Below are 13,887 nucleotides of genomic sequence, written 5' to 3'. Positions count from 1 at the left end.
GAGGGTTTGAATGGAAATTTTGGGTAAGGATGCTATGAAAACAATCAAGCGAGCCCTCGCGGGCGTGCTGGCATGCAGCGGATTGCTCTTTGCCGGTGCGGCCCTGGCGGTCGGTGATAGCCCGGGCGGCCCCCGTGTCAACGAGATCAACTTTCAGCCGCCTGTCACGAAGATCGCCGAGGAGCTCTACGATCTCCACACGATGATGCTGATCCTGTGTACGGTGATCTTCGTCGGCGTATTCGGCGTGATGTTCTATTCGATCTTCGCGCACCGCAAATCCAAGGGCCACAAGGCCGCCAATTTCCATGAAAGCACGACCGTCGAGATCATCTGGACGATCGTGCCGTTCGTCATCGTCGTGCTGATGGCGCTGCCGGCGACGAAGGCCGTCGTCGCGATGAAGGACACGACGAACGCCGATCTCACGATCAAGGTCACCGGCTACCAGTGGAAGTGGGGCTACGACTACGTGAAGGGCCCGGGCGAGGGCATCGGCTTCCTGTCGACGCTGACCACCCCGCGCGACGAAGTGATGGGCAAGAAGCCGATCACCGACACCTATCTGCAGGAAGTCGACAATCCGCTCGTCGTGCCGGTCAACAAGAAGATCCGCATCATCACGACCGCGAACGACGTCGTCCACTCGTGGTACGTGCCCGCGTTCGGCGTGAAGCAGGATGCGATCCCCGGCTTCGTGCGCGACACGTGGTTCAAGGCCGACAAGGTCGGCACGTTCCGCGGTTTCTGTACCGAGCTGTGCGGCAAGGAACACGCATACATGCCGGTCGTAGTCGTTGTCCTGTCGGACGACGATTACGCGAAGTGGGTCACCGCGCAGAAGGCCAAGCTGGCCGGCGCGGCGGTCGATCCGAACAAGGTCTACACGATGGCCGAACTCGTCGCGCACGGCGAGGAAGTCTACAAGGCGAACTGCGCGGCCTGCCACCAGGTGAACGGCAAGGGCCTCGGCGCATTCCCGGCGATGGACGGCAGCCCGATCGTGAACGGCCCGATCGCCGCGCACGTCGAGCGCGTGCTGCACGGCAAGGGCGCGATGCCGTCGTGGGCGTCGCTGTCGGACCTCGACATCGCTTCGGTCGTCACGTACGAACGCAACTCGTGGGGCAACCACAAGAACGACCTGCTGCAGCCGAAGCAAGTGGCCGACGCACGCAACGGCAAGCTGCCGGAAGACACGGCAGGCGCGGCGACGGCAACGGCCCCGGCCGAAGCGGCTTCGGCGCCGGCGCAAGCCGCGTCGGGCGCCGAGCAGCCGGCGGCAGCGGCATCGGCCGCGTTGTCGACGATCTACTTCGAGACGGGCAAGAGCGTGCTGCCGGCCGACGCGAAGGCGGCGATCGCCGCCGCGGCCGACTATGCGAAGGCGCATCCGGACGCGAAGCTCGCGCTGTCGGGCTTCACCGACAAGACGGGCTCGGCCGACGCGAACGCCGAACTGGCGAAGCATCGGGCGCAGGCCGTGCGCGATGCGCTGAAGGCAGCAGGCGTGGCGGAAGACCACATTATTCTCAAAAAGCCGGAAACGATCACGGGCGGGGCTGACGCGAAGGAAGCCCGGCGTGTCGAGATCGGCCCGGCGGCTTGACGTGTCGCTGAGTTAGTCGACGTATTCGCATTAGGAGATTCTCATGTCTAGCATCGGGCACGACGTAGCCGCGGACCACGCGCACGACGACCACGCGCACGAAGCCCCGCACGGCTGGCGTCGCTGGCTGTTCGCCACCAACCACAAGGACATCGGTACGCTGTACCTGCTGTTCTCGTTCATCATGTTCCTGTCGGGCGGCGTGATGGCGCTCGGCATCCGTGCCGAGCTGTTCGAGCCGGGCCTGCAGATCATGCGTCCGGAGTTCTTCAACGAACTCACGACGATGCACGGCCTGATCATGGTGTTCGGCGCGATCATGCCGGCGTTCGTCGGCTTCGCGAACTGGATGATTCCGCTGCAGATCGGCGCATCCGACATGGCGTTCGCGCGGATGAACAACTTCAGCTTCTGGCTGCTGCCGGTCGCGGCCGTGCTGCTGGTCGGCTCGTTCTTCGCGCCGGGCGGCGCGACGGCCGCCGGCTGGACGCTGTACGCACCGCTGTCGACGCAGATGGGCCCGGGCATGGACTTCGCGATCTTCGCGGTCCACATCATGGGCGCGTCGTCGATCATGGGCGGGATCAACATCGTCGTGACGATCCTGAACATGCGCGCACCGGGCATGACGCTGATGAAGATGCCGATGTTCGCGTGGACGTGGCTGATCACCGCGTACCTGCTGATCGCCGTGATGCCGGTTCTGGCAGGCGCGATCACGATGGTGCTGTTCGACCGCCACTTCGGCACGTCGTTCTTCAACGCGGCAGGCGGCGGCGACCCGGTGATGTACCAGCACATCTTCTGGTTCTTCGGCCACCCCGAGGTGTACATCATGATTCTGCCAGCGTTCGGGATCGTGTCGCAGGTGATCCCGGCGTTCGCACGCAAGACGCTGTTCGGCTATAGCTCGATGGTGTACGCGACGGCGTCGATCGCGATCCTGTCGTTCATGGTCTGGGCGCACCACATGTTCGCGACGGGCATGCCGGTCACCGGCCAGCTGTTCTTCATGTACGCGACGATGCTGATCGCGGTGCCGACGGGCGTGAAGGTGTTCAACTGGCTCGCGACGATGTGGCGCGGCTCGATGACGTTCGAAACCCCGATGCTGTTCGCGATCGGCTTCCTGTTCGTGTTCACGTTCGGCGGCCTGACGGGCCTGATGCTCGCGATGGCGCCGCTCGACATCCAGTATCACGGCACCTACTTCGTGGTCGCGCACTTCCACTACGTGCTGGTGGCCGGCTCATTGTTCGCGCTGTTCTCGGGCTGGTATTACTGGGCGCCGAAGTGGACGGGCTGGATGTACAACGAGACGCGCGGCAAGATCCACTTCTGGGCGTCGATGATCTTCTTCAACCTGACGTTCTTCCCGATGCACTTCGTCGGTCTCGCGGGCATGCCGCGCCGCTATGCGGACTACCCGGCGCAGTTCACGGACTTCAACCAGGTGGCGACGATCGGCGCATTCGGCTTCGGCCTCGCGCAGGTGTACTTCCTGTTCGCGGTCGCGCTGCCGGCCTACCGCGGCGGCGGCGACCTGGAAAAGGCGTCGGACAAGCCGTGGGATGGCGCGACGGGCCTCGAGTGGACGGTGCCGAGCCCGGCTCCGTTCCACACGTTCGAGCAACCGCCGCACGTCGAGTAAGTTTCACCGAGCGTTCCGCCGCTGCCTGCCGCGCAGGCAGGCGCGGCGGGCGCGGAACGGAAGTTTCAGCGAAGTTTCAGATGACCCGGAATCCATCAGAAAGACGAACGCCCGAGCAGATTCGCGCGGGCAACAAGCGGCTCGGCCTCACCCTGCTCGTCATCGCCGCCGTTTTTTTCGTGGGTGTCGTGATCAAGCAGTGGTGGCTGTCCACCCACTGATGCAGCAACTGACGCAGTAGCGAGGAAGTCGTCGTATGTCGAAGCCGGAAGAGCCGGAAGCGGGCGCCGTGGATCGCGCGTTCAATCGTTCGATGCTGGTGAAGCTCTTCGTCGTGGCCGGGCTGATGTTCGGTTTCGGCTTCGCGCTGATCCCGATGTATCGGGCGATCTGCCAGATCACCGGCATCAACAACCTGGTGCAGCGCGATGTCAGCGAGCGCGAGGTGAAGAACTCGCAGGTCGACACCAGCCGCACGGTGTCGGTCGAGTTCGATGCGAACGCACGCGGGCCGCTCGGGTTCAAGCCGGAGCACAACAGCCTCGACGTGCATCCGGGCGAACTGACGACGATCGTGTACGACGTGACGAACGGGCAGGGCCGGCCGGTCGTCGCACAGGCGATTCCGAGCTACGCGCCGAAGCAGGCGACCGAGTTCTTCAAGAAGATCGAATGTTTTTGCTTCACGCAGCAGACGCTGACCGCGAACGAGTCGCGCAAGATGCCGGTGGTGTTCGTGATCGACCCGAAATTGCCGAAGGACGTGAAGACGATCACGTTGTCGTACACGTTCTTCGAGCTGAATACCCCGGCCACGCCGGCGCCGGCGCAGCGCAGTACGGCGGCGCAGGGTGCGGTGAAGCCGGACGCATGACGAAGGAGACGGGGCGATGACGGAAACCAAGCGGAGCGGGACGTTCGGTCAGGCGCTGAAAGCGGTGCTGTGGTCGTTCTTCGGGGTGCGCAAGCGGCGCGACCTGGAGGCCGACGCGACGCAGCTCAATCCGCTGCACGTGCTGATCGTCGCGTTGCTCGCGGCCGGCGTGTTCATCGGCGTGCTGATCCTGATCGTGCGTGCGGTCGTGGGCTGAAGGCGCGCGGCTAGCGGCCCGCTGCCTCGAAAGAATGCAGTGCGCGGCGCCACGGCGCGGCGTGCAGGGAAGAGCGGTGGCGGTCTCGCCGCGCAAGAAATAAAGCCGGAGCGGTTTCCGGTACACAAATTGGACTGAAGTGGAGAATCAAGCATGAGCGGTCAAAACCAGACCCCGTACTATTTCGTGCCGCATCCGTCGCAGCATCCGATCAGCGCGGCCATCGGCCTGCTGGTCATGCTCGGGTCGACAGCGCTGTGGATCAACGGTCACGACTGGGCGCCGTATGCGGCGCTGCTCGGCCTGCTGTGGTTGCTCTTCACGCTGTATCACTGGTTCGGCGACGCGATCGCCGAATCGGAAGGCGGTCAATACGGCAAGAACGTCGACAAGTCGTACCGCTGGAGCATGAGCTGGTTCATCTTCTCGGAAGTGATGTTCTTCGGCGCATTCTTCGGCGCGCTGTTCTATGCGCGTGAAATCGCGCTGCACCAGCTCGGCAGCCTCGACTACAAGCTGATCTGGCCGGACTTCTCCGCCGTGTGGCCGAACGAAGGCCCCGCCGCGCTCGCCGGTCACTTCAAGACGATGGGCCCGTGGCCGATCCCGACGCTGAACACCGCGTTCCTGCTGTCGTCGGGCGTGACGCTGACGATCTCGCACCACGCGCTGCGCGACGATCATCGCAAGAAGGCGATCGCGTGGCTCGCCGCGACGCTCGTGTTCGGTGTCTGCTTCCTGTTCCTGCAGGGCTTCGAGTACTACCACGCATACAACGAACTGAACCTGACGCTGAACTCGGGCGTGTACGGTTCGACGTTCTTCCTGCTGACCGGCTTCCACGGCTTCCACGTGTTCCTCGGTGGCACGATGCTCGCGGTGGTGCTGGTGCGGATGATCCGCGGCCACTTCAAGCCCGATCATCACTTCGCATTCGAAGGCGCCGCGTGGTACTGGCACTTCGTCGACGTCGTCTGGCTCGGCCTGTACGTCGTCGTCTACTGGCTGTAAATGGAAAACGGCCCGCGCAGCGATGCGCGGGCCGTTTTCATTGGTGTCGCGGGCGCGGCGGCGACGCTGCGCGCGACACCACCCTGGCGCCGCCGCGACTCAGTCAGGCGGCGCTTTTACTTGGTGGCGCGGCCGTGCGGCTAAATGTCACAGCGGCCGGCGCGGCGACGGCATCAACGTCCGATCGGCAAACCGGTCGAATGGATCCAGCCCATCCAGTTCGCGAACAGGATGAGCAGGAACAACGACACCGACAGCCCGACGCGGGTGGCGAGCGACCAGACCATGCGCTTCGTATGGCCGCGGTCGTGCATCATGAAGTAGAGCGCCGAGCCCATGCTGGCAATGATGAGGACGAAGGCGATGGGAACGAGTATGTGCATGACGCGAACCGGACGACGGCAATTCGAAAGGAAGAGGATAATTATCGCACTTCGCTTTCGCGAACGCGCCGGGCGGGCCGCCCGATGAAGATTCGCTGGCTGCCTGCGCTGTTGATCCTCGTCGTCGTCGCCGTCACGATCCGGCTCGGTTTCTGGCAGCGCGACCGCGCGCACCAGAAGGAAGCGCTGCAGGCGAGCATCGCGCGCTACGAGCAGGCGGCGCCGGTCGAGCTCGGCGCGCAGCCGGTGCCGCTCGCGTCGATCGAGTTTCATCGCGTACGGGCAAAGGGCCGTTTCCTGCCCGAGCAGGCGGTGTTTCTCGACAATCGGCCGTATAACGACCAGCCGGGTTTTTACGTCGTGATGCCGTTTAAACTCACGGGCGGCGGCGTCGTGCTCGTGAACCGCGGCTGGCTGCCGCGCAACATCGCCGATCGCACGGCGATCGAGCCGTTCGCGACGCCGGCGGGCGACGTCGAGATCGTCGGCATCGCGCGCGCGGATGCGTCGCGGGCGTTCGAGCTCGGCGAAGGCGGGTCGGCCGCGCACCAGAAGATCCGGCAGAACCTCGACGTCGCCGCGTATGCGAAGGAAACCGGGCTGCCGCTGCAGCCGTTCGTGATCCAGCAGACGAGCGACGACGGCGACAAGCTCGTGCGCGACTGGCCGGCGGCGACGACCGGCGTCGAGCGCAATTACGGTTACATGTTTCAGTGGTGGGCGATGGCGGCGGCCGCGCTCGGCTTCGGCCTGTACGCCGCGCGGCGTGCGGCGAAGAAGTCGGCCGGCGCGTGAGCGTCATGCCAGGACGCGGCGCCGGCGCCGCGGGTTCGTTTCGAGAGGTCTGATTTGTCCATGCAATCTTCCCGTCAGGGTCCGGCCGCTGCGCCGATGTCGCCTGCGGCCCGCAAGCGCGGCCGCTGGATGCTCGTGCTGCTCGGTCTCGTGTGCGCGGCGCCGATGATCGCGTCGTACTTCACCTATTACGTAATCAAGCCGAAGGGCGGATCGACGAACTACGGCACGCTGATCGAGCCGCAGCGCCCGATCCCGGCGGATCTGCAGGTCACCGACGAAACCGGCAAGACGGTGCCGCTGTCGTCGCTGCGCGGGGTCTGGCTGTTCGTGATGACCGACCGCAGCGCGTGCGACGACGCGTGCGCGCAGAAGCTCTATTTCATGCGCCAGATCCGCGTCACGCAGGCGGGCGAGCGGCACCGGATCACGATGGTGTGGCTGCGCAGCGATGCGGGCGCGACGCCGCAGAAGGTGCTGGATGCTTACCCGGACACGCGCCGGCTCGTCGCCGATCCGGCCGCGGTGGCCGCGTGGCTGCCGGCCGATGCCGGCACGAAGGACAGCGACCACATCTACATGGTCGACCCGAACGGCAACCTGATGATGCGTTTCCCGAAAGACCCGAATCCCAGCAAGATCAAGTCGGACGTGACGAAGCTGCTGAAGTGGTCGAGCATCGGTTAAGGCGAGAGAACGAGGCACCATTCCGATGTCGTATCTACTGCAACTCGGCCTGATCGGCGCGTGCATCGCGCTGCTGCCGCTGTCGTACGTGTGGGTGAAGGCCGACGACGACAAGTTCCGCAAGCTCGTGTGGATCACCACGTTCCTGACGCTCGATCTCGTGATGTTCGGCGGCTTCACGCGGCTGACCGATTCGGGGCTCGGCTGCCCCGACTGGCCCGGCTGCTACGGCACGTCGTCGCCGTTCATCGCGCACGCCGCGATCACGGCCGCGCACCAGGCGATGCCGACCGGGCCCGTCAGCATGACGAAGGCGTGGATCGAGATGATCCACCGCTATTTCGCGATGGCGATCGGCGTGCTGATCATCGCGCAGGTGGCGATCGCGTGGGCCGCGCGGCTGCGCCGCCGCCCGCTGCACGTGTCGCCGTGGTGGCCGACGAGCCTGCTGCTGCTGATACTCGTGCAGGGTGCGTTCGGCGCATGGACGGTCACGATGAAGCTGCAACCGGTGATCGTCACGATCCACCTGCTGCTCGGCCTCACGCTGCTCGGCACGCTCGGCTGGCTCGCGGCGCGGCAGACGCCGCTGCCGTCGCATGACCCGGAGGCCGGCCGCTACCGTGCGGCCGCGCTCGCGGCGCTCGTGCTGCTGGTCGTGCAGATCGCGCTCGGCGGCTGGGTGAGCACCAACTACGCGGTGCTCGCGTGCACCGACTTCCCGACCTGCAACGGCCAGTGGATTCCGCCGATGGACTTCCAGCACGGCTTCCACCTGTGGCGCGCGCTCGGGATGACGAAGGACGGCGACGCGATCACGCAGGACGCGCTGGTCGCGATCCACTGGACGCATCGCACGTTCGCGTTCGTCGTGGTCGCGTACCTGGTCGCGTTCGCGCTGAAGATGCGCCGCTTCGAATCGCTGCGGCGGCCCGCGAACGGCGTGCTGCTGGTCGTGCTGCTGCAGTTCGTGACGGGCCTGACCAACATCGTGCTGCAGTGGCCGCTGCCCGTCGCCGTCGCGCACAACGGCGGGGCCGCGATCCTGCTGCTGCTCGTCGTCATGTTAAACTTTCGCATCCTTTCAAGCCGCCCCGGCCGTGTCGCGCAGCCTGCGCGCGACGTCGCCCCGGCGTGACCGTCTCCATGCAAAGCACCCTCTCCCAATCGCCCGGTAGCCGCTTTTCCCAGTACATGGCGCTGACGAAGCCGCGTGTCACGCAGCTCGCGGTGTTCTGCGCGGTGATCGGCATGTTCCTCGCGACGCCGGGCATGGTGCCGTGGCACGTGCTGATCGGCGGCACCGTCGGCATCTGGCTGCTGGCCGGCGCCGCGTTCGCGATCAACTGCCTTGTCGAACAGAAGATCGACGCGATGATGCGCCGTACCGCGTGGCGTCCGTCCGCGCGCGGCGAGATCACGACGCCGCAGATCCTGCTGTTCTCGGCGGTGCTCGGCAGCGTCGGCGCATGGACGCTCTACACGTTCACGAATCCGCTGACGATGTGGCTGACGATCGCGACGTTCGTCGGCTACGCGGTGGTCTACACGCTGCTGCTCAAGCCGATGACGCCGCAGAACATCGTGATCGGCGGCGCGTCGGGCGCGATGCCGCCGGCGCTCGGCTGGGCGGCCGTCACCGGCGCGGTGCCGGGCGACGCGTGGATCCTCGTGCTGATCATCTTCGTGTGGACGCCGCCGCATTTCTGGGTGCTCGCGCTCTATCGCCGCAAGGATTACGAGAATGCCGGGCTGCCGATGCTGCCCGTCACGCACGGCGAGAAGTTCACGCGGCTGCACATCCTGCTGTATACGGTGATCCTGTTCGCGGTCACGATGATGCCGTTCATTTCCGGGATGAGCGGGGCCGTCTACCTGACGAGCGCGGTGCTGCTCGGCGCGGTGTTCCTCGCGTATGCGTGGAAGATCCATCGCGACTATTCGGACGCACTCGCCCGCAAGGCCTTCCGCTACTCGATCGTCTATCTGTCGCTGCTGTTTGTCGCGCTGCTCGTCGATCACTATGCACGCCCGCTGCTCGGCGTGTAACCGCACGGTTTGAACGCAATGCTCCCATCACGGTTCGGGCGCCGCGCGCGCCAAGGCTGGATGCTCGCGTGCGCATTCACGGCAGCGCTGCTGCTCGCCGGATGCGACAACGCGCCGAAATTCCAGAATCTCGACATCACCGGCAACACGCAGTTCGGCAGCGACTTCTCGCTGCCCGATACGACCGGCAAGGTCCGCACGCTCGCCGACTTCAAGGGCAAAGCCGTCGTGATGTTCTTCGGCTATACGCACTGCCCGGACGTGTGCCCGACCACGATGGCCGAGCTGTCCGAAGCGCTGAAGCAGCTCGGGCCCGATGCCGCGAAGCGCGTGCAGGTGCTGTTCGTCACCGTCGATCCGGAACGCGACACGCCGGCGCTGCTCGGCCAGTACGTGCCCGCGTTCGATCCGTCGTTCATCGGCCTGCGGCCGGCCGACGAAGCGGCGCTCAAGACGGTCACGAAGGATTTCCGCGTGTACTACGCGAAGGTGCCCGGCAAGACGCCCGGCAGCTACACGATGGATCACACGGCCGCGAGCTACGTGTTCGACCGCGACGGCAAGCTGCGCCTGTTCGTGCGTGACGGCCAGGGCCCGGCGCCGTGGGTCCACGACCTGAAGCTGCTGGTCGACTGACCGGCAGCCGCCGGGCGCGCGGCCCGGCGTTTCGCGTGACGGCCGTTTCGCGCCGTCACGTTTTCCCGCTCGCTTCGTCGTGCGCATGCGCTGCCCGCCGGGCGGCGCGTCGGCATGTGCGCGTATTGCGCCGAAGCCGCGTTACGGCAGCGCCGGCACGTTGAAGCCGGACGCGGCGCGCGTGATCCGGAATTCCGTCACGCGATAGGTGGCGAGCCCCTCGGTGACGAACGGGTCGGTTTCGAGGATCGCGTCGAGTTCGTCGCGATCGATGCGGGCCGCGAGGATCATGCCGCCTGAGCGCGGCACCTTCGGCCCCGCCGCGATGAAGATGCCCTTGTCGAACTGCGGCTGCAGATACGCGCGGTGGCGTTCGAGCGCGTCGTCGATGCGCTCGAGCGACGCGGTGTAGTGGATGTCGATGACGTACATGGATGGCCCTGGAATGATGCCGGCGCTTGGCGCGCCGGCCGCCGGTCTTTTTAGCACAGCGGACGCGGGCTGTCGCGCCGGCGCCGGCGCGTGACGGACGGCGTGCCTGTCGATCGCCGGTTCGCCGCGGCGGCGCGTATTCAAGATGTAAGCCTCGGTGCCGTAAATGAAAGAGCAACCGTTTGCGCGCGGCAGGCCGTTCGCGCGCCGGATGCATCGACATCGACAGAGGCACGCAGATGAGCAGAATGAGTTTGAACCGCAAGCTGTGGCTCGCGCTTGCGCTGGTATGGATCGGTCTTCTGGGCGTCGGCGCATGGAGCGCCTACGAGACGCGCGCGACGATGCTCGCCGAACGCAAGGCCGGCATCGCGAATCTCGTCGACTCGGCGGCGGGCATCGTGAAGGCCTATCACGCGCTCGCGCAGAGCGGCACGATGCCCGAGGCCGACGCGAAGCGCGACGCGCTCGCGCGCCTCGCCGCGATGCGCTACGGCGATTCGGGCTATGTGTTCGTGATGGATTCGAAGCCGGTCGTGCTGATGCACCCGACGCTGCCGAAGCTCGTCGACACGCAGGTCGGCGACTATCTCGATCCGGACGGCAAGCCGCTGTTCGTGACGATCCTGAACGCGGCGAAGGCGACCGGCAGCGGGTTCGCCGAATATCGCGGGCGGCTGCCGCACAGCGAGACGGCCGTGCCGAAGATCAGCTACGTCACGCGGTTCGCGCCGTGGGACTGGAACATCTCGAGCGGCGTGTTCCTGAAGGACATCGACACCGTCTATTACCGGACGCTGCTCGGCCATCTGGCCGTGGTGTTCGTGATCGGCTTCGTGATCAGCGCGGCGATGCTGGTGATCATCCGCAACGTGCGCGGCAGCCTCGGCGGCGAGCCGGACGAAGCGGCCGCGCTCGCGGCGCGCATCGCGCAGGGCGACCTCACGCAGCCGGTGCCGGTGCGCGCCGGCGACCGCACGAGCATGATGGCCGCGATGCACGACATGCAGGCGCGGCTGCAGGCGACGATCGGCGGGATTCGCCAGTCGGCCGAAGCGATCGCGTCGGCGAGCCGCCAGATCTCGGCCGGCAACGACGACCTGTCGCAGCGCACCGAGGAGCAGGCCGCGTCGCTCGAGGAAACGGCCGCGAGCATGGAGCAACTGACCGCGACGGTGAAGCAGAACGCGGACAACGCGCGGCAGGCGAGCGGGCTCGCGAACAATGCGTCGGACATCGCGCGCACCGGCAGCGACGTCGTGAACCGCGTGATCGGCACGATGGGCGAGATCGACGACAGCTCGCGCAAGATCGCCGACATCATCGGCGTGATCGAGGGCATCGCGTTCCAGACCAACATCCTCGCGCTGAACGCGGCAGTCGAGGCCGCGCGCGCGGGCGAGCAGGGCCGCGGCTTCGCGGTGGTCGCGGGCGAGGTGCGTTCGCTCGCGCAACGCAGCGCGACGGCCGCGAAGGAGATCCGCGCGCTGATCGTCGATTCGGTCGAGCGCGTGCGCAACGGCTCGACGCTGGTCGGCCAGGCCGGCACGACGATGGGCGAGATCCTGCAGGCGGTCGCGCGCGTGACCGACATCATGGGCGAGATCGCGGCCGCGTCCGAGGAGCAGGCGAGCGGCATCACGCAGGTCGGGCGCGCCGTCACGCAGATGGACCAGGTGACGCAGCAGAACGCGGCGCTGGTCGAGGAAGCGGCGGCGGCGGCCGCGTCGCTGCAGGAACAGGCCGCGCGGCTGCGCGATGCGGTCGGTTCGTTCCGGGTCGGCAATACCGGCGGCCCGTCGGCGCGCGAGGCCGGCGGCAGGGCGGCCGAACCGGCATTCGGCGGCGCGGAGGCGGTCGACGAGGTGGTGGCGGCGTGACGGGTGTCGGCCGATGGGCTGATGAGCCGATGCATCGACGAAAAAGTGCAACTAACGGCCGAATCGGGCATCGGCCGCCGGCACTGCGCTGGTGCATACCCATATGAGCGGGATGTATTTCACTTCCCGCCGATCCTGTGACACCATTTGCCCCTTCCTGCGAGTCCGGGCATACCCGTATCGCGCCCCATTTCAAGTAAGCAAGAAAGCGAGAAACAGATGAAGCGTCGCAGTCTCCTGAAGGTATTTTCCGTGCTGGCCACCGGCGCCGCGCTGACGCTGTCGGCAGGCGCGCATGCCGAAGACAAGGTGATCAAGGTCGGTACGGTCGCCGGCCCGGATGCGCAAGTGTGGCAAGTCGTGCAGAAGGTCGCGAAGGAGAAGGAAGGCCTGAACGTGAAGGTCATCGAGTTCAACGACTACGTGCAGCCGAACGCGGCTCTCGATTCGGGCGACCTCGACGCGAACAGCTTCCAGCATCAGCCCTACCTCGACAGCCAGGTGAAGCAGCGCGGCTACAAGATCGTCAGCGCGGGTCTGACCTACATTTCGCCGATCGGCGTGTATTCGAAGAAGTTCAAGTCGCTGAAGGATCTGCCGCAGGGCGCGAAGCTCGCGGTGCCGAACGATCCGTCGAACGAGAACCGCGCGCTGCTGCTGCTGCAGACGCAAGGCGTGATCAAGCTGAAGTCGGGCGCCGGCACGGGCGGCAACAACGCGACGGTGCTCGACATCGCCGAGAACCCGAAGAAGCTGAAGATCTCCGAACTCGACGCCGCGCAACTGCCGCGCGTGCTGTCGGACGTCGACGCGGCCGTGATCAACACGAACTACGCGCTGGCCGCGAACCTGCAGCCGACCAAGGACGCGATCGCGCTCGAAGCGCTGACGAGCCCGTACGCGAACCTGATCGCCGTGCGTGCGAAGGACAAGGATCAGCCGTGGGTGAAGAAGCTGGTGAAGGCGTACCAGTCGACGGAAGTGAAGGAATTCATCAAGAAGCAGTTCAAGGGCTCGATGGTCGCGTCGTTCTGAACGCGATCGGTTGATCGAACGAAGGCCTGCACGTGTGCAGGCCTTTTTTTCGTGTGCGAGCGGAATGCTTTCGAGATGCGGGAGTAGCGTGAAGATTACACGCCGCAATTGCATTGACGTTCATGGATAAAGCCGTTTGGTAACGGTTCGACACGTTGGTATGGAACGTGTGCGCGACCGCTCGAATTCGGAATCGCTATGCACTTTCTCTCTCCGGCGTCCCGTTGCGCCCCGTCATTGCTCGCGTCGAGCAGAATGACGATTTATTCCGCGTGAGATTCCACCGTCGTTGCGGTGCGATCGGTCAACAGATCGGCCGGGTTTGTCGGCACGGTAACCGTACGTCTTCGTTAGACTAAAAAACATTTTTAAAAATTACGAACGAGGACGCTGAATGAGTGCTGTCGAGAAATTGAGTGCGGCTTACCATTACTATGGGATGGTCAATCTGACTGCGGGAGAATTGTTCTTCTGGAAGAGTTTTTCAAAAGGCTCAATTCCCGTTTGGTTGGAAATTGCCAACACTGGTAGGCGGACCGGTGCGAAATTTGAAAATCAGGCTGGTTAGAAACATCGGAACCTTCGTAGGAAGAACGATCCCCGTGCTTGGTTGGGTGATTCTTGCAAG

General features: G+C 65.3%; 16 protein-coding genes. 14 read left to right on the top strand and 2 right to left on the bottom strand.

The window, feature by feature from the left end; genetic code table 11:
• Nucleotides 1–10: 10 nt before the first annotated feature.
• The 6 genes from coxB (at nt 11) to J8I35_RS19535 (ending at nt 5,362) form a co-directional block, all read left to right on the top strand.
• Entirely contained in the window at nt 11–1,609 is a 1,599-nt protein-coding gene (gene coxB, locus J8I35_RS19560) for a cytochrome c oxidase subunit II (protein WP_209926635.1), read from the top strand.
• 43 nt (nt 1,610–1,652) lie between these two features.
• Nucleotides 1,653–3,260 carry a cytochrome c oxidase subunit I gene (gene ctaD, locus J8I35_RS19555; protein ID WP_050014798.1) on the top strand — a complete coding sequence of 536 codons (1,608 nt, stop codon included), beginning with the start codon at nt 1,653–1,655 and terminating at the stop codon, nt 3,258–3,260.
• A gap of 80 nt (nt 3,261–3,340) precedes the next feature.
• Entirely contained in the window at nt 3,341–3,481 is a 141-nt protein-coding gene (locus J8I35_RS19550) for a cytochrome oxidase small assembly protein (RefSeq protein ID WP_089435671.1), read from the top strand.
• Nucleotides 3,482–3,516: 35 nt separating this feature from the next.
• Nucleotides 3,517–4,134 carry a cytochrome c oxidase assembly protein gene (locus J8I35_RS19545; RefSeq protein ID WP_124593424.1) on the top strand — a complete coding sequence of 206 codons (618 nt, stop codon included), beginning with the start codon at nt 3,517–3,519 and terminating at the stop codon, nt 4,132–4,134.
• 16 nt (nt 4,135–4,150) lie between these two features.
• On the top strand, nt 4,151–4,351 hold the full coding sequence (locus tag J8I35_RS19540) for a DUF2970 domain-containing protein (protein WP_050014802.1): 201 nt from the start codon (nt 4,151–4,153) through the stop codon (nt 4,349–4,351).
• A 153-nt stretch (nt 4,352–4,504) separates the two neighbouring features.
• The gene (locus J8I35_RS19535) at nt 4,505–5,362 is read left to right on the top strand and encodes a cytochrome c oxidase subunit 3 (protein WP_050014804.1); all 858 of its coding nucleotides are present in this window, start codon (nt 4,505–4,507) and stop codon (nt 5,360–5,362) included.
• 173 nt (nt 5,363–5,535) lie between these two features.
• On the opposite strand, the gene J8I35_RS19530 is transcribed toward J8I35_RS19535, so the two are convergent.
• Nucleotides 5,536–5,745, bottom strand: a complete 210-nt coding sequence (locus J8I35_RS19530) for a twin transmembrane helix small protein (RefSeq protein WP_006477735.1) — start codon at nt 5,743–5,745, stop codon at nt 5,536–5,538.
• Nucleotides 5,746–5,829: 84 nt separating this feature from the next.
• Between J8I35_RS19530 and J8I35_RS19525 the strand changes: the two genes are divergently transcribed.
• The 5 genes from J8I35_RS19525 to J8I35_RS19505 are packed head-to-tail and all read left to right on the top strand — an operon-like array spanning nt 5,830 to nt 9,912.
• Nucleotides 5,830–6,540 (top strand): SURF1 family protein, encoded by a 711-nt coding sequence (locus tag J8I35_RS19525; RefSeq protein WP_244140617.1) that lies wholly within the window; start codon nt 5,830–5,832, stop codon nt 6,538–6,540.
• 60 nt (nt 6,541–6,600) lie between these two features.
• A complete protein-coding gene (locus tag J8I35_RS19520; protein WP_050014811.1) occupies nt 6,601–7,227 on the top strand; it encodes a cytochrome c oxidase subunit I in 627 nt (208 codons plus the stop codon).
• A 25-nt stretch (nt 7,228–7,252) separates the two neighbouring features.
• Nucleotides 7,253–8,365: a COX15/CtaA family protein gene (locus tag J8I35_RS19515; RefSeq protein ID WP_050014814.1), complete on the top strand. Its 1,113-nt coding sequence runs from the start codon at nt 7,253–7,255 to the stop codon at nt 8,363–8,365.
• An 8-nt stretch (nt 8,366–8,373) separates the two neighbouring features.
• Nucleotides 8,374–9,276, top strand: coding sequence for a heme o synthase (gene cyoE, locus J8I35_RS19510; protein ID WP_050014816.1), 903 nt, complete (start codon nt 8,374–8,376; stop codon nt 9,274–9,276).
• Nucleotides 9,277–9,294: 18 nt separating this feature from the next.
• Nucleotides 9,295–9,912, top strand: a complete 618-nt coding sequence (locus J8I35_RS19505; RefSeq protein WP_209926632.1) for an SCO family protein — start codon at nt 9,295–9,297, stop codon at nt 9,910–9,912.
• Between the two features lie 141 nt (nt 9,913–10,053).
• On the opposite strand, the gene J8I35_RS19500 is transcribed toward J8I35_RS19505, so the two are convergent.
• Nucleotides 10,054–10,344 (bottom strand): YciI family protein, encoded by a 291-nt coding sequence (locus tag J8I35_RS19500; protein WP_050014820.1) that lies wholly within the window; start codon nt 10,342–10,344, stop codon nt 10,054–10,056.
• Between the two features lie 239 nt (nt 10,345–10,583).
• On the opposite strand from J8I35_RS19500, the gene J8I35_RS19495 reads away from it, so the two are divergent.
• From J8I35_RS19495 to J8I35_RS19485, 3 genes are all read left to right on the top strand, one after another.
• Nucleotides 10,584–12,224, top strand: coding sequence for a methyl-accepting chemotaxis protein (locus J8I35_RS19495; RefSeq protein ID WP_209926630.1), 1,641 nt, complete (start codon nt 10,584–10,586; stop codon nt 12,222–12,224).
• A gap of 219 nt (nt 12,225–12,443) precedes the next feature.
• Nucleotides 12,444–13,259, top strand: coding sequence for a MetQ/NlpA family ABC transporter substrate-binding protein (locus tag J8I35_RS19490; protein WP_124593422.1), 816 nt, complete (start codon nt 12,444–12,446; stop codon nt 13,257–13,259).
• Nucleotides 13,260–13,653: 394 nt separating this feature from the next.
• The gene (locus tag J8I35_RS19485; RefSeq protein ID WP_209926628.1) at nt 13,654–13,827 is read left to right on the top strand and encodes a hypothetical protein; all 174 of its coding nucleotides are present in this window, start codon (nt 13,654–13,656) and stop codon (nt 13,825–13,827) included.
• The last annotated feature ends 60 nt before the right edge of the window (nt 13,828–13,887 follow it).

Source organism: Burkholderia sp. CpTa8-5 (assembly GCF_017815045.1).
GTDB classification, from domain to species: domain Bacteria; phylum Pseudomonadota; class Gammaproteobacteria; order Burkholderiales; family Burkholderiaceae; genus Burkholderia; species Burkholderia sola.
This window is presented reverse-complemented; position numbering and strand designations above follow the sequence as displayed.